The following is a 21,811-nucleotide window of genomic DNA, read 5'->3' on the forward strand; positions in this document are numbered from 1 at the left end:
GCGGGCCGCCGCGCACGCCGCCGCGGGCCGTGCGCCGTACCCCAGAGGGTGCGACGACGGCCCGCGGTGGAGGGGGACTGTTCAGGCGCGAGGGGTCAGATCACGATGCCGCCGAAGATGCCGCCGCCCCAGCGGCCGCCGCCGCGGTTGCAGTCGCCGCCGCCCCAGCGCTCGTGGTGGCCGCCCCACTTGCCGCCACCGCAGTCGTCTTCCCAGCCACCGCGGTGGCCGCCCCAGCGCTCGTGGTGGCCGCCCCGGTGGCCGCCGCCGCAGTCGTCGTCATCCCAGCCGCGGTTGTGGCCACCCCAGCGGCCACCGCCGCCGCAGTCCTCCTCGCCCCAGCCACCGCCGCCCCAGCGGTTGTGGTGGCCGCCCCACTTGTTGTGGCCACCCCAGCCACCGAACCAGTTGCCGCCCCAGTTCCACCAGTTGTTGTGGTGGGTCCAGACGTGCCGGTAGATGTGGTGGGAGTGGTGGTCGCAGTCCTCGTGGTGGCGCCCGCGGTCGCGGTCGCAGTCCCGGTCACGGCCCCGGTCGCGGTCACGACCCCGGTCGCAGTCCCGGTCGCGGTCGCGATCGCGGCCCTTGTCCCGGTCGCCACGGCCCTTGTCGCGGTCGCGACCCTTGTCGTGGTCACGGCCCTTGTCGCGGTCGCGGCCGTGGTCCCGGCCGCGGTCGCAGTCGTGGTCGTCGTCCCAGCCCTGGACCTGGTTGCCGGACGCGATCTGCGGCGCGGCCTGAGCGACCCCGGCGACCGGAACGACGGTTGCGGCGGCGATGATCGCGGCGGCCGCGGTGCGGCCGACGTGCTTGCGCATGTGTGTCTCCTGAATTGCAGGAAATCGGACACCGGACGCATACCTCGCATGAACCGATAAACATCTGGCAAGCGTGGCCATACAGCCCTACGAGGTGTTAATTGCGCCGATCGCAGCAACACCGCGAGCGGACCCGGCGCACCGCCCCCGGCCGGGCTCCGGGCGCGCGGGAGCACCCGTCGGCCGCGCTTAGCATGGTCCGGATCATCACAACGCGAACATTTTGGGAGCAGTCATGGGCCTGGGCGTCCGCTGGACCCTGCACGGGGACGGGCGCACCCCCGCCCCCGGCGCCGTCGTCAGACCGGATGAACGGCTCTCGTGGCCGAGGACGGCGGGGCTGGGCGCCCAGCACGTGGTGGCGATGTTCGGGGCGTCCTTCGTGGCGCCCGTCCTGATGGGCCTCGACCCGAACCTCGCGATCATGATGTCGGGCGTCGCCACGATGCTGTTCCTGCTGGCGACCCGGGGCCGGGTGCCCAGCTATCTGGGGTGCAGCCTCTCCTTCGTCGGAGTCGCGGCGATCATCCGGGCCCAGGGCGGCGACAGCGCGGCGGTCACCGGGGCGATCCTGGTGGTCGGCGTGGTGCTGTTCCTCGCCGGCCTGCTGGTGCGGCGGTTCGGCGCGCGGATCATCCACGCGGCGATGCCGCCGGTGGTCACCGGTGCGGTGGTCATGCTGATCGGCTTCAACCTGGCGCCGGTCACGGCACGGACGTACTGGCCGCAGGACCAGTGGACGGCGCTGCTGACGATGCTGTTCACGGGGCTGGCGGTGGTCTGCCTGCGCGGCTTCTGGTCCCGGGTGGCGATCTTCCTCGGCCTGCTCTTCGGCTACGCCCTGTCCTGGGTGTCCGACCGGCTCTTCGGCAAGATCCACTCGGTGAACGGCGGCGTCGAGGCCGTCGACCACTGGCGGCTGGACCTGTCGGGGGTGGCCAAGGCGGACTGGGTCGGCCTGCCCTCGCTGCACGGGCCGAGCTTCGGCTGGTCGGCGGCGCTGGTGGCGCTGCCGGTGGTCATCGCGCTGATCGCGGAGAACGCCGGGCACGTCAAGGCCGTCGGCGAGATGACCGGTGACCGGCTGGACGACCAGCTGGGCCCGGCGATCGCGGCGGACGGCGTGGCGACGGTGCTCTCCACGGCGGTCGGCGGACCGGCCAACACCACGTACTCCGAGAACATCGGCGTGATGGCCGCCACCCGCGTCTACTCCACGGCCGCCTACTGGGCCGCGGCCTGCTTCGCCCTGCTCTTCGGCGTCTGCCCGAAGTTCGGGGCCGTCGTCGCGGCGATCCCGGGCGGGGTGCTCGGCGGCATCACCGTCATCCTGTACGGCATGATCGGCCTGCTGGGCGCGCAGATCTGGGTCCACAACAAGGTCGACCTGCGCAATCCGCTGAACCTGGTGCCGGTGGCCGCGGGCGTCATCATCGGCATCGGCGGCGTCTCCCTGAAATTCGGGAAGAACTTCGAGCTGGGCGGGATCGCGCTCGGCACGATCGTGGTCCTCTCCGGCTACCACGTCCTGCGCGCCCTGGCCCCGGCGCACCTCAAGGCGCAGGAGCCGCTGCTGGACGAGGGCACGAGCAGCTACGACCCGGTCGAGGGCGGGGCCGTCGAGGGCGCCGCCGACGGCGGGGCTCCGGCGCGCGGCGAGGTCTGAGCGCGCTCGGGGCGCCGCCGCCGGCTCCCGGCGGCGGCGCCCTGTCATTTACCCGCTCGTTCACCCGTTCTGGTTAACCATCAGACCAGACTGCCTACTCTCCGTGTTCGTCTGTCACTCTGTGCGTATGACGATGACGCGGGTACAGCCGGCGGCGGCCGCCGGCATCGAGGGGGTTCTGGCGCGGATGCGGGCGCTGGAGGCCGCGCTGCCGCCGAAGGACGGGGTGGCCGTCTTCAACCGGGTGTACCTGGCGGTCACGGAGGAGGTCGGCCGGCGGGCGGCGGCCGGGGGCTTCCGGGACCGTACGGCCACGGCCGAGCTGGACGTGCGCTTCGCCGAGCGCTATCTGCGCGCGGTGGACCAGGCCGCGCGGGGGCGGCGGCAGCCCGCCTGCTGGCGGCCGCTGTTCCAGTTGCGCGGCCATCCGGGCGTCCGGCCGCTGCAGTTCGCGCTGGCGGGGATCAACGCCCACATCGGTCATGACCTGGCGCTGGCGCTCGTCGACACCTGCCGGGCGCTGGAGGTCGAGCCGTGCGCCCTCCAGGGGGACTTCCACCGGATCGGCGAGACGCTCGTCGCCCTGGAGGAGCGGATCCGCGAGGAGCTGATGCCGGGGCCGGACGTGCTCGACGTCGCCGATCCCCTGACCCACCTGGTCGGCTCCTGGACGCTGGAGGCCGCCCGGAACGCGGCCTGGGCCTCGTTCCGCGCCCTGTGGGCGATACGCGAACTGCCCGAGCTCGCCGAGGAGTTCACCGACCGGGTCGACGCCGGCGTCGGCATGGTCGGCCGCTGCCTCCTCACCCCGCTGGGCTGACGCGCGCCCGTCCGCCCCGTACGAACGGGCGGGTGCGCGTCAGCGGCCGCGGTGGTGGAGCGGCTCAGTCCTCCGGCAGCTCGACGGGCGCGATCTCGTCGAAGACGTCGCCCGGGCCGGGGTTGGTGGCGTCCGTGCCGCCACCGAACTGGTGCATGACGCCCCACACCGCGTTCAGCGCGGTCTGGACGGCGCCCTCGGCCCAGCCGGCCGTCCAGGAGATGTCGTCACCCGCGAGGAAGATGCCACGCATGTCCTCGGGCAGGCGGTCCTGCATGAAGTGGGTGTACAGCCGCCGCTGGTAGCGGTAGTGGCCCGGCAGGTTGGCCTTGAACGCGCCCATGAAGTAGGGCTCGTTCTCCCAGGAGACCGTCACCGGGTTGCCGATGATGTGCTTCCGGATGTCGACCTTGGGGTAGATCTCGCCGAGCGACTTGAGCATGACCTCCAGGCGCTCGTTCGCCGACAGCGGCAGCCACTTGAGGCTGTCGTCGCACCAGGTGTACGACAGGCAGATCACGGCCGGCTTGTCCGGGCCGTTGTCCAGCAGATAGGTGCCGCGGGTCATCCGGTCGGTGAGCGTCATCGACATCACGTCCCGGCCGGTCTCCTCGTCCTTGTCCAGCCAGAACGGCCGGTCCACGGGCACGAAGAGCTTGGAGGACTCCATGTAGTGGGTGCGCTCGATCGCCGTCCAGTGGTCGATCGGGAAGAGCGAGTCATCGCACTCGATCTTGGACAGCAGCATCCAGGACTGCGCGGTGAAGATCGCCGCCCGGAAGGTGCGGATGTCGCCGGTCGCGTCGGTCACCGTGATGCGGTTGCCCGCCGTGCGGTGCAGCCGGGTGACGGCCGGGCGGGGGGCGCCGCCGTGCAGCGAGGACAGCGAGGTGCCCGGCGCCCAGTGGACGATCTTCGCCGGCTCGCGCTCCCACAGGCGCAGCGGAAGCTGCTGGCTGCCGCCGACGATGCCGCGGTGGTGGTCGTCCGCCTCGGTGTAGACGACGCGGAGGATCTCCAGGATGGAGTTGGGGAAGTCGGTGTCCCAGCCGCCGGTGCCGAAGCCGACCTGGCCGAAGATCTCACGGTGCCGGAAGGACTTGAAGGCCTCCGACTCGCAGAGGAAGCCGTAGAAGGTCTGGTTGTCGAGCTTCTCGACGAGCTTCGCCCAGATCTCGCGGATGCGCGGCACGTCGCGCTCGCGCATGGCGCGGTTCATGTCGGAGAAGTCGGCGCCCTCCTCCAGGCAGGCGTTCCACGCGGTGGCGACGTCACGGTAGACCTGCGGCAGGTCGTCGATCGTCTCGGCGTAGTGCGACTCGCCCTTGAGGTCGACGACGGTCGAGGGGGTGTCGGGCGCGAGCGGGTTGGGGAACGGCTTGGTCTCCAGGCCCACCAGGTCGATGTAGTGCTGGAAGGCGGTGGAGGACGGGGGGAAGCGCATCGCGCCCATCTCGGCGGTCAGCTCGTCGTCGCAGCCCTCGAAGCCGACAGTGCGCAGCCGGCCGCCGATCTGGTCGGCCTCGTAGACGACGGGCTTGAGGCCCATCTTCATCAGCTCGTACGCGGCGATGATGCCCGACAGGCCGCCGCCGATGACGGCGACCTCGGTGCCGTGCTCGGTGGCCGGGATCTGGCCGATGCCCGCCGGGTGGGCGAGGAAGTCGTCGTACGCGAAGGGGAAGTCCGGGCCGAACATGGTGATCGGCGGCTCGACGGGCTGGGCCTGCTCGTGCTCGTCGTGGGCGGCGGGGGGCACCGTGGACGTCATCGGCTGGACTCTCCTACTGGCAGGGGTGTTGAGGGGGTGCGCGGGGCGGGGGCCGCGGGTCAGGTGAGCGAGGTGTAGAGCGCCGGGCGGCGGTCGCCGAGATAGGTGTTCTCGGCGCGTGACGCCCGGAGCAGCTCCGGGTCGACGTCGGCGACGACCAAGTCCTCGCCGGCGCCGGCCCGGGCCCGTACGGTCCCGTCCGGGGCGGCCAGACAGGACAGCCCCGCGAAGGTGAAGTCGCCTTCCACGCCACAGCGGTTGGCGTAGGCGATGTAGAGCTGGCTCTCCCACGCGCGGGCCGGGACGATCGTCTGCGGGACGATCTCGTACGGCCGCATCAGCGCGGTGGGGACGAGCAGCAGCTCGGTGCCGGCCAGGGCGTGCGCCCGGACGGCCTCGGGGAACTCGACGTCGTAGCAGATCAGGAGCCCGATCCGGACGCCGTCGATCTCGGCCTGGACGACGAGGTCCCGGCCGGGGGTGAAGCTGGTGGTCTCGTACTCGCCGAAGAGATGGGTCTTGCGGTAGTTCGCCAGCCGCGTCCCGTCGGGGCCGATCAGCTGGAGGGAGTTGAAGACGGTCTCGCCGTCGCGCTCGGGGTAGCCGTAGCCGATGGCCAGGCCGTGCTCGGCGGCGACGCGCGCGACGGCCCGGGCGCCGGGGCCGTCGGCGGGCTCGGCGAGCCCGGCGACGGCCTCGCCGAGGGCGTAGCCGGTCAGGAACAGCTCGTCGGTGAGCAGCAGCCGGGCTCCGGCGGCGGCGGCCCGGCGCGCGGCGTCGTCCAGGGCGGCGATGCTGTCGGCGGTCGAGGCGGGAACGCCGCTGGGGCCTTGGCACAGCGCGATACGCAGCGGCGTCATGCGTCCTCTTCAGCAGTCGAGCGGAGCCGTTCGGCAGGGCGGTTCAAACACTCATACGTTTAAACGACTCGACGGTAAGGTTTGCGCTCTCGACCGGACAAGGCGCGGACGTTGCGCGAGGACGGTGGATTCGTTGCGTGTTTCGCGGCGGCGGCGGCGAAACGTTGCGTGGACGGGCGGGGCCTACCCCTGGACCTCCCGCACCCAGGCGGTCAGCCCCGCCACGAAGCCCGCGCGCTCCTCGGGTGTCAGCCCGTCCAGGGCCCTCAGCAGCGGCTCCCCCCGGAGCGCGACGAACGTCTCCAGGAGCGGCCGGTAGTCCGCGGCCAGCGAGACGAGCACCCGGCGGCGGTTCCCCGGGTCCTCCGCCCGCTCCACGATCCCCGCCCGGCTCAGCGCCCCCACCAGTTCACTGGCGGTCGGCAGGGAGACGTGCAGCCGCCCGGCGATCTGGCCGACGGTCAGCGGCACCCCCGCCAGCAGATGCGGCAGCACGGCGCCGTGCCGGGCCGTCAGCCCGTGCTTCTCCATGGCCTCGCGCAGCGCCGACGGCATCTGCTCACGGACCCTCACCTTGCGGAAGAAGGGCTCCAACAGGGGGACGAGGGCGATGACTTCGACCTCTTCGGCGGTCGGGGTGCGGGGCGGTGTCCCGGTTCTGATCGCGTGCGGCATACTTCGATTGTAGATGCTTTGGACTTCCGAACCATTTGGATAACCGAAAGGTGTGGGTGGCCGGATCATGCCGTCGATCAGTTACAGCGATGCCCTCAATGACGCCCTGGAGCGCATGAAGGATCTGGGGTACGAACGCGGCCAGGGTGTCGACCTGGCCAATCACGGCCCGATGGGGGCCGAAGCGCTGGCCCTCCTCGGGCACGGGGACGAGGTGTCCCGGTGGGTGGAGCGCTACCGGCGCGCCATGGAGCACCACGAGCCGCCCGCCCCGCGCTTCGCCCTGGACCCCGCCGACGAGTCCTCCTGGCGCCCCGCGCTCGGCGCGTTCCACCGGGCCGGCGACTGGGAGGCCCTCTTCACCCGCGAACTCGCCGAGGCGCACTGGCGCGAGGTGCTCGTCCGCTGGTGGCCGCGACTGCTCCCCGGCCTCTTCGCCGGGCTGACCCACGGCCTCATCCGCGTCGCGCACGCCGTGCGCGGCCTGTACGCCGCCGAGCGGCCCACCCCGCTCCAGCTGGACGAGCTCGCCCGGGGGCTGGCCTACTGGGCCGCCCGCTTCACCGAGCTCCCCGGCCGCCCGCGCCTGACCGGGACGTACGACCTGGCCGGCGCGATCGCCGCGCTCCCCCGCGTCCCGCACGAGGGGCCCCTGCGTCCGGAGGTCCCCCGGCAGCGCCTGGCGTGGCTCGCCGAACTCCCCGGCTACGGCGAGGCGTTGACGTCACTGGCGCCGGACCGCGCGGACCGGCTGCTGAGCGAGATGACCCTCCGCTTCGCCGACGTCTACCTCGCGCACCCCGAGGTCTTCCCCGTGCCGCTGATCCACGGGGTGACCGCGCCCGCGGCCGCCCGTCTCGTCCTCCCCCACCTGCCGCCGGAGCTCCACGAGCCGACCCTGGCCGCCCTCTGGCAGGTGCACATCACCTTCCTGCTGGCCTTCACCACCGACCGGCGGGACGAGGGCGCCGACGCCCGGCGGGCGGAGGCACAGGCGGCGCCCCCGGCCCCGGAGCTGGCCGCGCGGGCGGCGGAACACGGGGACGAGCACGTGATCAAGTTCACCGAGGCGTGCCTGCGCGAGCACGCCCTGCGGCCCGACCCGCGCTATCTCGCCGCGGCCTACGCCGCCCAGGGACGGGTCGACCGGCTGGACGCCGGTGGCGCGATCGGCGTCGCCGGCCGCCGGTGACCCGCCGGCCGGGACGTATGTGACCCTCCGGGCCGGAGACCCTGCCCCTTCGGCCCGGAGACAGCGGATATCAGCCGCCGTCCACGGCCAGGAGACCGCGTCCCGCTGTCAGGACGGCGTGGTCCGCCGTCAGGACGGGGCGCCGGAGCTGAAGCGGCGCAGTAGCGGGGAGAGGACCAGCACGGACTTGGTGCGCTCCACGAAGGGCTCGCCCGCGATGCGCTCCAGGACCCGCTCGAAGTGACGCATGTCCGAGGCGAAGATCTGCACGATGGCGTCGGCCTCACCCGTGACGGTGGAGGCCGACGCCACCTCCGGGTAGCGCGAGAGGCCCCGGTGGATCGCCTCGGGCGAGGTGTTGCGACGGCAGTAGAGCTCGATGAACCCCTCGGTCTCCCAGCCGAGCGCCGCCGGGTCCACCCGCACGGTGAAACCGGTGATGGCGCCCTCGGCGCGCAGCCGGTCCACCCGCCGTTTGACGGCGGGCGCGGACAGGCCGATCTCCGCTCCGATGTCGGCGTAGGAGCGCCTGGCGTCCTCGGCCAGGGCATGCACGATGCGTTCGTCGAGCTCGTTCAATCGCACGGCGGGTGGATCACTTTTCTCCGGGTCATGGCTACTGCTACCTGCAGTAGATCACGCGCCCGGCCCCGCTCCCGACTCGTGCGCGGTGGGGACGGCTCATCTGCCGAGGGTGGTGACCATGGCGGAGGGCCCGGGGAAGTCCTCGATCAGGGCGTCCATCAGGACTTCGTCGACGCGCTGGCCCAGCCAGTGGCCGGATTTGCGGAAGCGGCCGGTCGGCCGGAATCCGGCCTTCTCGAAGGCGGTGAGGCCGGCCCGGTTGGGCTCCAGGACCCGTAGCCACACGGTGTGGAGGCCGCCCAGGTGGAAGGACCAGTCGAGGGTCAGCCGGGTGGCCTCCTCGGCGAGGCGCCGGCCCCGGTGGGCCGGGGCGATCAGGATCGAGAACTCGGCCCGTCGCTCACGGGCGTCGACCCGGAGCGAGGTGAGGCCGATGGGCTGCTTGTCCTTGAGCCGGACGATCTCGAAGCACGGGTGGTCGCGGTCGTCGAGAGTGCGGTCCCACTCCTCGGCCCGGGCCTCCCATGTCTGCGGGAAGCCGCTGCCGCGGCCCAGGACGCTGCCGGGGTCGGTCTCCCATCGGTGGTACTCGGTCAGCATCTCGTCGCGGGGCATGCCCAGGGCGAGGCGGTCGCCGGTCAGCAGGAGGTGGGGGCTGCTCATCGGATGTGATCCCTTCGGTGCCCCGGACGGCCGGGCCGGGGCCGTCGACATACCCGAAAACGGCTGCCGGGCCCGCGCGGAGCGGACCCGGCAGCCAGGGATCATAGGGCGGCGCGGAAGAAGATCACTTCCTGTTGGCGGGCTTCCGGGACTTGGCGGAACGCTTCGCCGCCGGCTTCGCGGCCTTCGCGGGGGCCTGGGCGGTCTTCACCGCCGCCTTCGGCGCCGCCTCGGGCGCCTCCTGGGCCACCTCGGTCACAGCGGCCCCCAGCTCACCACGGGCTTCCCGGGCGAGCCGCGAGCTGCGCATGCCGTAGGCGAAGTAGAGCACCAGGCCGATGAGCATCCAGCCGCCGAAGACCTCCCAGGTCACGACGTCCAGGCTGGTCATCATGTAGACGCACAGGGCGCAGCCGATGGCGGGGAAGACCGGCGCCAGCGGCACCGTGGTGTCGCCGAAGGGCACCCGCACACCCGAAAGCGGTACCCGGAAGCTGCGCTTCATGGTGGGACGGGTGAACCGCAGCACGATGACGGCGATGTTGACCAGCGCGAAGGCGAAGAGCGTGCCGATGCTGGTGGCGTCCGCGAGCTGGCCGAGCGGCACGGCGGCGGCGAGGACGCCGCAGAAGAGCGAGACGATCACGGTGTTGGCGACCGGGACGCCCTTCTTGTTGACCTTGGCGAAGGACTTGGGGACCAGTCCGTCGCGGGACATCGCGAAGAGGATGCGGGTCTGGCCGTAGAGGACGGTCAGCACGACGCTGGCGATGGCGATGACGGCACCGGCGGCCAGGAGGACGGCCCAGAAGCTCTGGCCCGTGACGTCCTTCATGATCCCGGCCAGCGCGGCCTCGGAGCCCTCGAACTTCTTCCACGGCAGGGCGCCGACGGCGACGGCCGCGACCAGGACGTAGAGGGCCGTGACGATCAGCAGGGAGAGCATGATCGCCTTGGGCAGGTCCTTCTTGGGGTCCTTCGCCTCCTCACCGGCCGTCGACGCGGCGTCGAAGCCGATGTAGGAGAAGAACAGGCTGGCGCCCGCGGCGCTGACGCCGCCGAGGCCGAGCGGCATGAAGGGGGCGTAGTTGCCGGCGCGGATGCCGGTGAAGGCCACGGCGCAGAAGAGCAGCAGGGCCACGATCTTCACGCCGACCATGATGGCGTTGGCGCGGGCGCTCTCCTTGGCGCCGCCCAGCAGGAACGCCATGCACAGCAGCACGACGAGCAGGGCCGGCAGGTTGAAGACGCCGCCGTCCGTACCGGGCGGGTTGGCCATCCACGCCGGGATGGTGACGCCGAGGGTGCCCTGGAGGAGCTCGTTGAGGTACTGGCCCCAGCCGACGGCGACGGCCGCGACGGAGACGCCGTACTCCAGGATCAGGCACCAGCCGCAGACCCAGGCGACGACCTCGCCCATGGTGGCGTAGGCGTACGAGTACGAGGATCCGGAGACCGGGATGGTGCCGGCGAGCTCGGCGTAGGACAGGGCCGAGAAGAGCGCGGTGAGACCGGCGATCACAAAGGAGATCACCACGGCGGGGCCGGCCTTGGGCACGGCCTCGCCCAGCACCACGAAGATGCCGGTGCCCAGGGTGGCGCCGATGCTGATCATCGTCAGCTGCCACATGCCGAGCGAGCGGCGCAGCGAGCCGCCCTCGCCCTGGCCGCCCTCGGCGACCAGGCGCTCGACAGGCTTGCGGCGCATCAGGCGGGTGCCGAAGCCGGCGGTCGGCAGCGGGGCACGCCTGGCGTCACCGGTCAGGGCCGGTGATGCGCCTTTGTCCAACACTGGGGTCGATCCCACAGGGGTCGCTCCGTTTCATGATTCCCGGTCGGGGGGTGGCCGGTCGGGAGCGACGGCGCGGCGGTCCCAGGGCGCGCCGGCATGGCAGAGCAAACCCGTAGCGAGGGGGTACCGCCGAGCAAGCGGTATCCGCCACTCCACGTTCTGCGCAGACCTTACGAGGTGAGGGCCCGCGCTCGTAATGCACCATTCTTGCGTATGCCCGTTCGATCATTGCGTCGGGGGGCCCTTATCAGTGAATCATTGCGCACGGTGTTATGAATCGGTACAGGGGCAGCAAAAAAGGGGCGCGACCCGGCGAACCGGATCGCGCCCCTTCACGGGCGGTGCGTGACTACTGCCAGCTGGCGTGCAGCGGCTTGCCCTCGGCGTAGCCGGCGGCGCTCTGGACGCCGACGACGGCACGCTCGGCGAACTCCTCCAGGGAGCCCGCGCCCGCGTAGGTGCAGGAGGAACGGACACCCGCGATGATCGAGTCGATCAGGTCCTCGACGCCCGGGCGGGTCGGGTCGAGGAACATGCGGGAGGTGGAGATGCCCTCCTCGAACAGACCCTTGCGGGCCCGGTCGTAGGCGGACTCCTCGGAGGTGCGGTTGCGCACGGCACGGGCCGAGGCCATGCCGAAGGACTCCTTGTAGAGGCGGCCGTCGGCCGTCTGCTGGAGGTCGCCCGGGGACTCGTACGTCCCGGCGAACCAGGAGCCGATCATGACGTTGGAGGCACCGGCGGCCAGCGCCATGGCCACGTCGCGCGGGTGACGGACGCCACCGTCGGCCCAGACGTGCTTGCCGTACTTCTTGGCCTCGGCGGCGCACTCCAGCACCGCGGAGAACTGCGGGCGGCCCACGCCGGTCATCATGCGGGTGGTGCACATGGCACCCGGGCCCACACCGACCTTGATGATGTCCGCGCCGGCCTCGATGAGGTCGCGCACGCCCTCGGCGGCGACGATGTTGCCCGCGACGATCGGGACGTTCGGGTCGAGCGACCGGACGGCCTTGATCGCGGAGATCATCGACTCCTGGTGGCCGTGGGCGGTGTCCACGACGATGGTGTCGGCGCCGGCGTCCAGCAGGGCCTTGGCCTTGCCGGCCACGTCGCCGTTGATGCCGACGGCGGCGGCGATGCGCAGCTTGCCGTCCTTGTCGACGGCCGGGGTGTACAGCGTCGCGCGCAGGGCGCCCTTGCGGGTCAGGATGCCGGCGAGCTTGCCGTCCTTGTCCACGGCCGGGGCCAGCTTGCGGTGCGCGGCGTCGAGCTGGTTGAAGGCCTCGCGCGGGTCGATGTCGGCGTCGAGGAGCAGCAGCTCCTTGGACATGACCTCGGACAGCTGGGTGAAGCGGTCCACACCGGACAGGTCGTGCTCGGTGACGACACCGACGGGGCGGTGGTCCGCGTCGACGACGACGCCGGCGCCGTGGGCCCGCTTCGGCAGCAGGGACAGCGCGTCGGCGACGGTCTGGGTGGGGGCCAGCACGATCGGGGTGTCGAGCACGTGGTGACGGCCCTTGACCCAGGAGATGACCTCGGTGACGACCTCGATCGGAATGTCCTGCGGGATGACGACGAGGCCACCGCGGCGGGCGACCGTCTCCGCCATGCGGCGGCCGGCGATCGCGGTCATGTTCGCGACCACGAGCGGAATGGTGGTGCCCGTCCCGTCCGGGGCGGAGAGGTCCACACCCTGGCGGGAGCCGACCGCGGAGCGGCTCGGCACCATGAACACATCGTCGTACGTCAGGTCGTACGGCGGCTTCTGGTCATTGAGGAAACGCACGTGCTGATACATCCCAGTCGTTCGAGGTGACCCCCGACAAGGCATGCCGAGGGAAAAGCACGTACTTCATTCTCACATGCCGACCGGGGCACCTGGCCAGTCCCGAACCTCCAGGGCTGTCCGGGAGGGCCTTGGCCGATCCTCCAAGCCCCGCCGCTGACCTGCGCGGACCCCCGTGAAACCGGGTCCGCGCGGCCGTGGGAGCGCCGGTCGCGCGGCCGCTACGCGCCGTCCGGATCGGTGCGGTCCAGGGCCGGGCGGGGGCCCGGGCCCGTCTCGTGGAGGAGGAAGTCGGCGGCGGCGGTGTCCGTGACCAGGCTGGTGACCAGGCCGGAGCGGAGCACCGCGCCGATCGCCGCCGCCTTGCGCAGCCCGCCGGCGATCGCGACGACCTCCGGTATGCGGCGCAGCCGGTCGGCCTCGACGGTGATGCAGCGCTCGCCCAGGTCCCGGCCGATGCGGCGGCCCTCGGCGTCGAAGAGGTGCGCGGACATCTCCGCAGTCGCGCCGAGCGAGGCGTAGTGCTCGCGCTCCTCCTCGGTGAGCATGTCGTAGACCGTGGAGACGCCCGACTCCCAGGAGCCGATGGACACGGCCGCGACGGTGACCCGGTCGAAGTACTCGAAGGCCCGGGCGATGCCCGTCTGGCCGCGCAGGGCGGCGGCGGTGGCCGTGTCCGGCAGCAGCATCGGGGCGTAGATCGGGTGGGCCTCGCCGCCGGAGACCTGGGCGGCCCGGCGGACGGCCTCCACCGAGCCGCGCTCGGCGGTGCCCGCGTCGTAGACACCGGTGAGCTGGACCACCGTGCAGGGGGGCAGCCGGTGGAGGGCGGCGGCCATGTGGATGGTGGAGCGGCCCCAGGCGAGGCCGAGCACATCGCCCTCGTGGACCAGCTCGCCGAGCAGGCCGGCCGCGACCTCGCCGAGGTTCTCCGGGTCGGCGGCGTCGTCGGCGGCGTCGGCCGGGGACTCCACCACGACCGCGTGGCGCAGGCCGTAGCGGGCGCGCAGCGCGTCGGAGCGCTCCGCGTCCAGCTCGGCCGGCACCCGGATCTCGATCCGCACCAGGTCGCGCTCGAGCGCCGTCTCCAGCACCCGGGCCACCTTGAAGCGGCTCACGCCGAACTCCTCGGCGATCTGGATCTTCGACTTGCCCTCGAGGTAGAAACGGCGGGCCATCGCGGCCGCCTGCACCAGCTCGGCGGGCCCCATAGGCGTGGCTGAACGGCCGCCCGTCGACACCGCGGTCTCCTCACTACTGTGGTCAAGCTTGCTGCTACCGCGTGGGTAGCTACTGGGGTGGGTGTAGCTGTTTCTGCCGAAGGTGTCCCGCTGTGACGCGTGGACCCGATGTCATCCTGTCAGATTCGACGGTCCGCGATCAGACCTTGACCTCGGCCCTCAGCAATTCGGGCGAGCGGCGCGGGCCGCTCAGTGTGCGCAGGCCCAGGGCGCGCCGAGGGTGGCCCGCTCCGCCTGCGTGCGCAGGGCGCGTACGGCCTCCGCCGGGTCGTCCATACCGTAGACGGCGGAGCCGGCCACGAATACGTCCGCGCCCGCCTCCGCGCACCGCTCGATGGTGGCGGCCGAGACGCCCCCGTCCACCTGGAGCCAGATGGGGAGGTTGTGGCGCGAGATCAGCTCACGGGTGCGGCGGATCTTGGGCAGCATGATGTCGAGGAACGACTGGCCGCCGAAGCCCGGCTCGACGGTCATGATCAGCAGCATGTCGAGCTCGGGGAGCAGGTCCTCGAAGGGCTCGATGGGCGTGGCGGGCTTGAGCGCCATCGACGCCCGGGCCCCCAGCCGCCGGATCTCCCGCGCCAGCCGCACGGGCGCGTGGGCCGCCTCCGCGTGGAAGGTCACCGACCCGGCGCCCACCTCCGCGTACTGCGGCGCCCAGCGGTCCGGGTCCTCGATCATCAGATGGCAGTCCAGCGGCGTGTCGGTCGCCTTGAGCAGCGACTCGACGATCGGCACGCCGAGCGTCAGATTGGGGACGAAGTGATTGTCCATCACATCGACGTGGAGCCAGTCGGCGCCCCGCACGGCCTGCGCCTCGTCGGCGAGGCGGGCGAAATCCGCGGAAAGGATGCTGGGGTTGATCTGTACTGCCATGCCCCAAGCCTGCCATGTCGCGGGCGTTGTCTTTGACACGGGGCCGCCCCGGCCCCGGGGGCCCGGGGCCGGAGCCCCGGGAAGGCGGCCCGGCCGGGAGGTCAGCCCGTGCGGCGCAGCAGCGCCAGGTACATCGCGTCCGTGCCGTGCAGATGCGGCCACAGCTGGACGTCCGGGCCGTCGCCCAGCACCGGCACGCCCTGCATGAAGGGACGGGCGTCGATCCATTCGGCGGGCGGGGCCTCGCCGCCACGGCCGCGCAGCACGTCCTCGACGACGGCCCGCGTCTCCGCCAGGTGCGGCGAGCAGGTGGCGTAGCCGACGACACCGCCGACGCGCACGGAACGCAGCGCCTCGCGCAGCAGCCCGCGCTGCAGCGGGGCGAAGCCGGCCAGGTCCTCGGGGCGGCGCCGCCAGCGGGCCTCGGGGCGGCGGCGCAGGGCGCCCAGACCCGAGCAGGGCACGTCGACCAGGGCCCGGTCGAAGGACCCCTCGCGCCACGGCGGACGCGTGCCGTCCGCGGCGATGACCTCGTACGGGCCGGGGTTGCCGGCCAGGGCGCGGGCCACGAGGCGGGCCCGGTGCGGCTGCTTCTCGGACGCCAGCAGCGCCGCTCCACGCCGCGCAGCGAGCGCCCCGAGCAGGGCGGCCTTGCCGCCGGGGCCCGCGCAGCCGTCCAGCCAGCGTTCGTCCGGCCCGTCGACGGGGACGTCGGCGAGGGCGAGGGCGATCAGCTGGCTGCCCTCGTCCTGGACGCCCGCGCGCCCCTCGCGGACGGCCTCCAGCGCGCCGGGCTCGCCGCCCTCGGCGAGCCGGACCGCGCAGGGCGACCAGCGGCCGGGCAGGGCGGAGTCCTCACCGGCGGCGGCGATCAGCTCGTCGGTCGTGGCCCGGCCGGGGCGGGCGACGAGGGTGACCTCGGGGCGCTCGTTGTCCGCCTCCAGCAGGTCCTCGATGCCGGCCCGGCCGCCGCCGAGCGCGTCCCACAGCGCGGAGACGATCCAGCGCGGGTGGGAGTGGACGACGGCGAGGTGCTCCTCCGGGTCGTCCTCGTAGGGCGGGGCGACCTTCTCCAGCCAGCCGTCCAGCTCATGGGCGGAGATCTTGCGCAGGACGGCGTTGACGAACTTGGCCCGCCCGTCGCCGAGCACCACCCGGGCCAGCTCGACGGTGGCCGAGACCGCCGCGTGCGTGGGGATGCGGGTGCCGAGCAGCTGGTGGGCGCCGAGGCTCAGGACGTCCAGCACCGGCGGGTCGACCTCGCGCAGCGGGCGGTCCACGCACGCGGCGATGATCGCGTCGTAGGTGCCCTGGCGGCGCAGCGTCCCGTAGACGAGCTCGGTGGCGAGGGCCGCGTCACGCGCCTCGAAGCCCTCCTTCTCCCGAGCCTTGCGGAGCAGCGGCGGGAGCACCAGGTTCGCGTACGCGTCCCGCTCGTCGACGGCCCGCAGCGCCTCGAAGGCGAGTATCCGCACCGGGTCCTTCTTGGGCCGGCGATAGGGCTTTGCGGGGCGCTTGCGAGGGGCCTGGTCGTTCACGAAAGGTGCTCCGGAGCTGGGGTGATGAGGAGCTCCAGCCTACGCCGGATCACTTGGGGGCTCACTCGCCGCCGAGCTTCTCCCCCGGGGCGATGCGCACGCCGCGCGCCCAGTCGGCCGCCTGCATCGGCTTCTTGCCCTGCGGCTGGACCCACTGGAGCCGGACGGCGTGGGAGCCGGTGCCCACGTGGAGGGAGTTCTTGGCGGTGGCGATCTCGCCGGGCGCGAGCTCCGTACGGGCGGGGTCGAGCGCCACGGACATGACCTTCAGGCGCTCGCCGCGGAAGGTCGTCCAGGCGCCGGGCGCCGGGGCGCAGCCGCGTACGACGCGGTCGACGCGCAGGGCGGGCGCGGCCCAGTCGATCCGGGCGTCCTCGACGCTGATCTTCGGGGCGAGCGTGATGCCGTCCGCGGGCTGCGGCACGGCCTTGAGCGTGCCGTCCTCGATGCCGTCCATGGTCGCGGCGAGCAGCCCGGAGCCGGCGAAGGCGAGCCGCGTCAGCAGATCGCCGCTGGTGTCGGTGGGGCGGATGTGCTCGGTCAGCACGCCGTAGACGGGGCCGGAGTCCAGGCCCTCCTCGATCTGGAACGTGGAGGCGCCGGTCATGTCGTCACCGGCCAGGATCGAGTGCTGCACGGGGGCGGCGCCGCGCCACGCGGGCAGCAGCGAGAAGTGGAGATTCACCCACCCGTGGGTCGGGATCTCCAGGGCGGCCTTGGGCAGCAGGGCGCCGTAGGCGACGACGGGGCAGCAGTCGGGGGCGATCTCCCGCAGCCGGGCGAGGAAGTCCTCATCACGCGGCCGGACGGGCTTGAGCACCTCGATGCCGGCCTCCTCGGCGCGCTCGGCGACGGGGCTGGCGACCAGCCGGCGGCCGCGCCCGGCGGGCGCGTCGGGCCGGGTGACGACGGCGACGACCTCGTGCCGGTCCGAGGCGATCAGGGCGTCGAGGGCGGGTACGGCGACCTCGGGGGTACCGGCGAAGACGAGCCTCATGGGTGGCGGACTACCTCTCTGGTGAGCGGCGTCTCAGTCTAGAGGCGGCCCGGCCCCGGGGGCGTGCGGGCTGATACGCGCCCCATTCCGGCGGATGTACGCCCCCATACCGTGACCCAGCGGCCCGTGGCGCGTTGGGTCAAGAGAGATTGACCGAAACGGGCCGCAACCGCGGCCCGCTTCCGTTCTCCTACCCCAACGTCCCGTTAACCGCCGGTCCGAGAGGCTTGTTCATGCCCGACCACGCAACCCACGACGCCCAGGCACGGGCCAGCCTGCATCTTCTGGTCCGGGACATCGAGAGGGTCCGCCGCCAGGTGGACGCGCTGCGCACCCTCACCGCCCAGCTGGGCAACGTCTACCGGCCGCGCCGCACCGGCCCGTCAGCCGGCTTCGTCGTCTACGGCCGCGCCCCCGCGCCCACCGTCCGGCTGGCGCAGGAGCTGCGGGACAGCGTCGAGACGCTGGTCACGGCGGCGGTGGACTTCGACCGTTCGCTGGGCTTCTCGTGGGACGCGGTGGGTTCGGCGCTCGGCGTCACCAAGCAGGCGGTCCACCGCCGTTACGGGGCGCGCCGCGCGGGCGCGCAGGCCACGGCCGAGCCGTCCGAGTCCTCCGTCCGCACCGCGGAGCCCGCGCCCGTACCCATCGTCCCGGCGGCCCGCACGGTCCCGGGCCAGCCGGGCGCCCACCGCGAGGAGCCGCGCGCCTCGGCGTTCCCGGGCCCCCGCAACGGCTGATTCCCCCGGTCCGGGGGCCGGGGCGCAGCCCCGGGAAACGGTGAAGGGGCGGGACTGGGGCCTTCTCCCCGCCGCGACGGCGGGCACCCCCACCAGCGAGCCCGGCGGTGCCGAACAGCCCACAAGCGGGGAACCCACCGGGCCGAGCCCAGTCCGGCACCGCCGAACTCCACCGTCGTGGCCGATCCCCGCGGCGACGGGACATGGGCGCCCAGCACACCACGGGCACCGACGCCCAGGGCACGCCCGGCACGGGACCTGCAGGGCGCCCGGCACGGGGCCGCTCACCCGATGTCCGGCGGATCCACCCGCAACCGCACCGGCTCCCCCTCCCGCCGAGCCAGCCGTATCGCCTGCGCCGTCTTGAGCGCGGCCGCCAGCGCCGCGCCCTGCCCGGGCCGCACCCGGAGCAGGGCGCGCTCCCAGTGCTCACCCGGCGGAGGGTCGCCCGCCCGCCGCGGCCGCCCCGGCGGGGGCGGCGGCAGCGGGACGGGCCCGAGCACCTCCGTCCCCTCCGGCAGCTCCGCCATGGCGATCAGCTCCGCGACGGCGGCCGGCGGCCCCGCGACCGCCGCCATCCGCGAGACCGGCGGAAAGCCCAGCTCCGCCCGGTCGGCCAGCTCGCGCACCGCGTGCCCGGCCGGGTCCCAGCGGACGAGGGCCTGCACGGGCCGCAGCGTCGGCTCGGCCACGACGACGACCGTGCCGCCGGCCTCCTGCCCCCGCACCAGCGCGGCCGCGCCCAGCCAGCGGCGCAGCGCCTCCTCCCCCGCCCGCAGGTCGGGGCGGCCGAGGAGGGCCCAGCCGTCGAGCAGCAGGGCCGCCGCGTAGCCGGCGCCCTCGGCGACGGGCTCGGCGCCCGGCGTGGAGACGACGATCGCGGGCCGGTCCGGGACGGAGTCCAGGATGTGATCGCGCCCGGACGTGCGCACGGGCACGGCCGGAAACGCGCGGCCCAGCTCCTCGGCGGTCCGCCGGGCGCCCACGACCTGGGCGCGCAGCCGGAAGCCGCCGCACTCGCCGCAGTGCCAGTCCCGGGCCTCCTCCCCGCACCAGCCGCAATGGAGCAGGCCATCGTCCCCGGCACGGGCCTCCAGCGGCCCGGCGCAGTGCGCGCAGCGGGCGGGCTCGCGGCAGCGCTCGCAGGCCAGCCGGGGCACATAGCCCCGACGCGGCACCTGCACCAGCACGGGCCCGTGCTTGAGGCCCTCCCGGGCGACCTCCCAGGCCACCGTGGGCAGCCGGGCTGCCCGCGCGGCGGCGTCCCGCGCCTCGTCGGCCTCCCCGACCGTGCGGATCCGGGGGGCGGTGACGCGGATCCGCTCGCGGGCGGCGGCCAGGGGCAGGGCCCAGCCGGTCTCCACCAGCTGGGCGGCCTCCACCGTGCAGCCGAAACCGCCCAGCAGGAACGCCGCCTTCTCGTGGGCGGCCCTCAGCAGCAGCACCTCACGGGCGTGCGGCTGGGGCGCGTGCGGCTCGCTGTGGCTGGAGTCGCCGTCGTCCCAGATGGCCACGAGGCCGAGGTCCCGGACGGGAGCGAACATCGCGGCGCGGGTGCCGACCACGGCCCGTACCGCGCCGCGGCTGACGGCGAGCCAGCGGCGGTAGCGCTCCTCGGGGCCCGTGTCGGCGGTGAGCAGCACATGGCGCCCGGCGCCCAGCAGCTCGCCGAGCGCGGCGTCCACCCGGGCGGCCGTCCGGCCGTCGGGCACGACGATCAGCGCCCCGCGCCCCGCCGAGAGCGCGGCGGCGGCGGCCCGGGCCAGCTCTCCCGGCCAGTGGGGCCCGGGCAGCGCCGTCCACACCGCGCGGGGGGCGTCGCCCCGGGCGACGGCCTGGAGGTAGGCGGGCCCGGTCGGGTACCGCGCCCAGCCGCCGGGCTCGGGCGCGGCGGGGCGCGGCGCCGGGCCGGGCGACGGCTCGGCCTCGATCCGGGCGTGCCGGGGCGGCACGGCCAGCTGCAGCACGTCCGCGAGCGAGCCCGCGTACCGGTCGGCGACGGACCGGCAGAGGCCCAGCAGCGCGGGGCTCAGCACCGGCTCGGGCGACAGCACCTGCGCGAGCGCGGCCAGCGGGCCCTGGTACTCGGATTCGGCGACCCGCTCCACGATGAACCCGTCGAGCAGCCCGCCCCCCTCCCGGCGCCCGCCCCGCACGTTCCGCGTGCCCGCGCCGAAGCGCACCCGCACCCGCACCCCGGGCCGGGCCTCGGCGTCCAGCTCGGCGGGGACGGCGTAATCCCACAGCCGGTCGAGATGGACCGGCCCCTTGTCGACCAGCACCCGGGCGACGGGCAGCTCCTTGGCCAGCACGGCCCCCCGCCACGTCCGCGGCTTGGCCCGCGGCACCTTGGCCTTGCGCACGCTCTCCCGGATCAGCGCGAGCTGCTCCACCTCGGGAGCCTCCCGCTCCGACCGCCCGTTCTCGCTGCTCACAGCCCCAGTCCTACCAGACCCCACTGACAGCGGCGGCCGAGCCCGACGGACCGCGGTACGGGCCGGTGCCGGGCACGCGGACGGCCCCGGACCGATTCCTCGGTCCGGGGCCGTCCGTCACGGGCGGGCGCGGGACTTACAGCCCCGCCGCCTTGCGCAGCGCGTCGACGCGGTCGGTGCGCTCCCAGGTGAAGTCGGGGAGCTCGCGGCCGAAGTGGCCGTACGCGGCGGTCTGGGCGTAGATCGGGCGGAGCAGGTCGAGGTCGCGGATGATCGCGGCCGGGCGGAGGTCGAAGACCTCGGCGATGGCGTTCTCGATCTTGTCGGTGTCGACCGTGTGGGTGCCGAAGGTCTCGACGAAGAGACCGACGGGCTCGGCCTTGCCGATCGCGTAGGCGACCTGGACCTCGCAGCGCGCGGCCAGACCGGCGGCGACGACGTTCTTGGCGACCCAGCGCATCGCGTACGCGGCGGAGCGGTCGACCTTGGACGGGTCCTTGCCGGAGAAGGCGCCGCCACCGTGGCGGGCCATGCCGCCGTAGGTGTCGATGATGATCTTGCGGCCGGTGAGGCCGGCGTCGCCCATGGGGCCGCCGATCTCGAAGCGGCCGGTGGGGTTCACCAGGAGGCGGTAGCCGTCGGTGTCGAGCTTGATGCCGTCCTCGACGAGCTGCTTGAGCACGTGCTCGACGACGAACTCGCGGATGTCGGGCGCGAGCAGCGAGTCCAGGTCGATGTCGGAGGCGTGCTGCGAGGAGACGACAACGGTGTCCAGGCGCACGGCCTTGTTGCCGTCGTACTCGATGGTGACCTGGGTCTTGCCGTCCGGGCGCAGGTACGGGATGGTGCCGTTCTTGCGGACCTCGGACAGGCGGCGCGAGAGCCGGTGCGCGAGCTCGATCGGGAGCGGCATCAGGTTCGGCGTCTCGTCGCAGGCGAAGCCGAACATCAGGCCCTGGTCGCCGGCGCCCTGCTTGTCGAGCTCGTCCTCGTCGCCCTCGACGCGGGTCTCGTAGGCGGTGTCGACGCCCTGGGCGATGTCGGGGGACTGCGCGCCGATGGAGACCGAGACGCCGCAGGAGGCGCCGTCGAAGCCCTTCTTGGACGAGTCGTAGCCGATCTCGAGGATCTTGTTGCGCACGAGCGTGGCGATCGGCGCGTAGGCCTTCGTGGTCACCTCGCCGGCGACGTGCACCAGGCCGGTGGTGATGAGCGTCTCGACGGCGACGCGGGACGTCGGGTCCTCCTTGAGGAGGGCGTCGAGAATGGAGTCGCTGATCTGATCAGCGATCTTGTCGGGGTGACCCTCGGTCACGGACTCCGAGGTGAACAGGCGGCGGGACACATCGC

At 73.3% G+C, this 21,811-nt stretch carries 18 protein-coding genes; 4 read left to right on the forward strand and 14 right to left on the reverse strand.

Translation table 11 applies throughout. The features are described 5' to 3' along the window. Window positions 1-95: 95 nt before the first annotated feature. Complete coding sequence (locus ACX9I7_RS22385; RefSeq protein ID WP_459388312.1) at window positions 96-818, reverse strand: hypothetical protein; 723 nt, start codon at window positions 816-818, stop codon at window positions 96-98. 235 nt (window positions 819-1,053) lie between these two features. Here ACX9I7_RS22385 and ACX9I7_RS22390 point away from each other — a divergent pair, with 235 nt between their 5' ends. Together ACX9I7_RS22390 and ACX9I7_RS22395 are read left to right on the forward strand one after the other, a co-directional pair. Continuing rightward, the gene (locus ACX9I7_RS22390; protein WP_387576306.1) at window positions 1,054-2,484 is read left to right on the forward strand and encodes a uracil-xanthine permease family protein; all 1,431 of its coding nucleotides are present in this window, start codon (window positions 1,054-1,056) and stop codon (window positions 2,482-2,484) included. Between the two features lie 127 nt (window positions 2,485-2,611). Next, window positions 2,612-3,304 (forward strand): DUF5995 family protein, encoded by a 693-nt coding sequence (locus ACX9I7_RS22395; protein ID WP_459388313.1) that lies wholly within the window; start codon window positions 2,612-2,614, stop codon window positions 3,302-3,304. Window positions 3,305-3,368: 64 nt separating this feature from the next. On the opposite strand, the gene ACX9I7_RS22400 is transcribed toward ACX9I7_RS22395, so the two are convergent. From ACX9I7_RS22400 to ACX9I7_RS22410, 3 genes are all read right to left on the reverse strand, one after another. Continuing rightward, on the reverse strand, window positions 3,369-5,075 hold the full coding sequence (locus ACX9I7_RS22400; RefSeq protein ID WP_387576310.1) for a flavin monoamine oxidase family protein: 1,707 nt from the start codon (window positions 5,073-5,075) through the stop codon (window positions 3,369-3,371). A 59-nt stretch (window positions 5,076-5,134) separates the two neighbouring features. Continuing rightward, the gene (locus ACX9I7_RS22405; RefSeq protein WP_459388314.1) at window positions 5,135-5,935 is read right to left on the reverse strand and encodes a carbon-nitrogen hydrolase family protein; all 801 of its coding nucleotides are present in this window, start codon (window positions 5,933-5,935) and stop codon (window positions 5,135-5,137) included. A 183-nt stretch (window positions 5,936-6,118) separates the two neighbouring features. After that, window positions 6,119-6,610 (reverse strand): MarR family winged helix-turn-helix transcriptional regulator, encoded by a 492-nt coding sequence (locus tag ACX9I7_RS22410; protein WP_387576314.1) that lies wholly within the window; start codon window positions 6,608-6,610, stop codon window positions 6,119-6,121. A gap of 67 nt (window positions 6,611-6,677) precedes the next feature. Here ACX9I7_RS22410 and ACX9I7_RS22415 point away from each other — a divergent pair, with 67 nt between their 5' ends. Continuing rightward, window positions 6,678-7,802: a questin oxidase family protein gene (locus tag ACX9I7_RS22415; RefSeq protein WP_459388315.1), complete on the forward strand. Its 1,125-nt coding sequence runs from the start codon at window positions 6,678-6,680 to the stop codon at window positions 7,800-7,802. 129 nt (window positions 7,803-7,931) lie between these two features. On the opposite strand, the gene ACX9I7_RS22420 is transcribed toward ACX9I7_RS22415, so the two are convergent. The 8 genes from ACX9I7_RS22420 to fmt form a co-directional block, all read right to left on the reverse strand. After that, window positions 7,932-8,387 (reverse strand): Lrp/AsnC family transcriptional regulator, encoded by a 456-nt coding sequence (locus ACX9I7_RS22420; protein ID WP_126913291.1) that lies wholly within the window; start codon window positions 8,385-8,387, stop codon window positions 7,932-7,934. A gap of 96 nt (window positions 8,388-8,483) precedes the next feature. Continuing rightward, window positions 8,484-9,050 (reverse strand): GNAT family N-acetyltransferase, encoded by a 567-nt coding sequence (locus ACX9I7_RS22425; protein ID WP_387576318.1) that lies wholly within the window; start codon window positions 9,048-9,050, stop codon window positions 8,484-8,486. A gap of 124 nt (window positions 9,051-9,174) precedes the next feature. Beyond that, window positions 9,175-10,842, reverse strand: a complete 1,668-nt coding sequence (locus ACX9I7_RS22430) for an amino acid permease (protein ID WP_358622540.1) — start codon at window positions 10,840-10,842, stop codon at window positions 9,175-9,177. Between the two features lie 349 nt (window positions 10,843-11,191). Further along, entirely contained in the window at window positions 11,192-12,646 is a 1,455-nt protein-coding gene (locus ACX9I7_RS22435) for a GuaB1 family IMP dehydrogenase-related protein (protein ID WP_387576322.1), read from the reverse strand. 209 nt (window positions 12,647-12,855) lie between these two features. Then, window positions 12,856-13,845, reverse strand: a complete 990-nt coding sequence (locus ACX9I7_RS22440) for a sugar-binding transcriptional regulator (protein ID WP_126917888.1) — start codon at window positions 13,843-13,845, stop codon at window positions 12,856-12,858. A gap of 219 nt (window positions 13,846-14,064) precedes the next feature. Continuing rightward, on the reverse strand, window positions 14,065-14,751 hold the full coding sequence (rpe, locus tag ACX9I7_RS22445; RefSeq protein ID WP_126913295.1) for a ribulose-phosphate 3-epimerase: 687 nt from the start codon (window positions 14,749-14,751) through the stop codon (window positions 14,065-14,067). Between the two features lie 101 nt (window positions 14,752-14,852). Then, entirely contained in the window at window positions 14,853-16,289 is a 1,437-nt protein-coding gene (locus ACX9I7_RS22450) for an RsmB/NOP family class I SAM-dependent RNA methyltransferase (protein ID WP_459388316.1), read from the reverse strand. 61 nt (window positions 16,290-16,350) lie between these two features. Continuing rightward, window positions 16,351-17,286 carry a methionyl-tRNA formyltransferase gene (gene fmt, locus ACX9I7_RS22455; RefSeq protein WP_459388317.1) on the reverse strand — a complete coding sequence of 312 codons (936 nt, stop codon included), beginning with the start codon at window positions 17,284-17,286 and terminating at the stop codon, window positions 16,351-16,353. Window positions 17,287-17,519: 233 nt separating this feature from the next. On the opposite strand from fmt, the gene ACX9I7_RS22460 reads away from it, so the two are divergent. Next, window positions 17,520-18,026, forward strand: coding sequence for a hypothetical protein (locus ACX9I7_RS22460; protein ID WP_189454015.1), 507 nt, complete (start codon window positions 17,520-17,522; stop codon window positions 18,024-18,026). A 284-nt stretch (window positions 18,027-18,310) separates the two neighbouring features. Here ACX9I7_RS22460 and ACX9I7_RS22465 read toward each other — a convergent pair whose 3' ends face one another. Beyond that, entirely contained in the window at window positions 18,311-20,461 is a 2,151-nt protein-coding gene (locus ACX9I7_RS22465) for a primosomal protein N' (protein WP_459388318.1), read from the reverse strand. Between the two features lie 136 nt (window positions 20,462-20,597). Beyond that, window positions 20,598-21,806 (reverse strand): methionine adenosyltransferase, encoded by a 1,209-nt coding sequence (gene metK, locus ACX9I7_RS22470; RefSeq protein ID WP_387576331.1) that lies wholly within the window; start codon window positions 21,804-21,806, stop codon window positions 20,598-20,600. Between the last annotated feature and the right edge of the window lie 5 nt (window positions 21,807-21,811).

It is taken from the genome of Streptomyces sp. L500 (genome assembly GCF_054551825.1).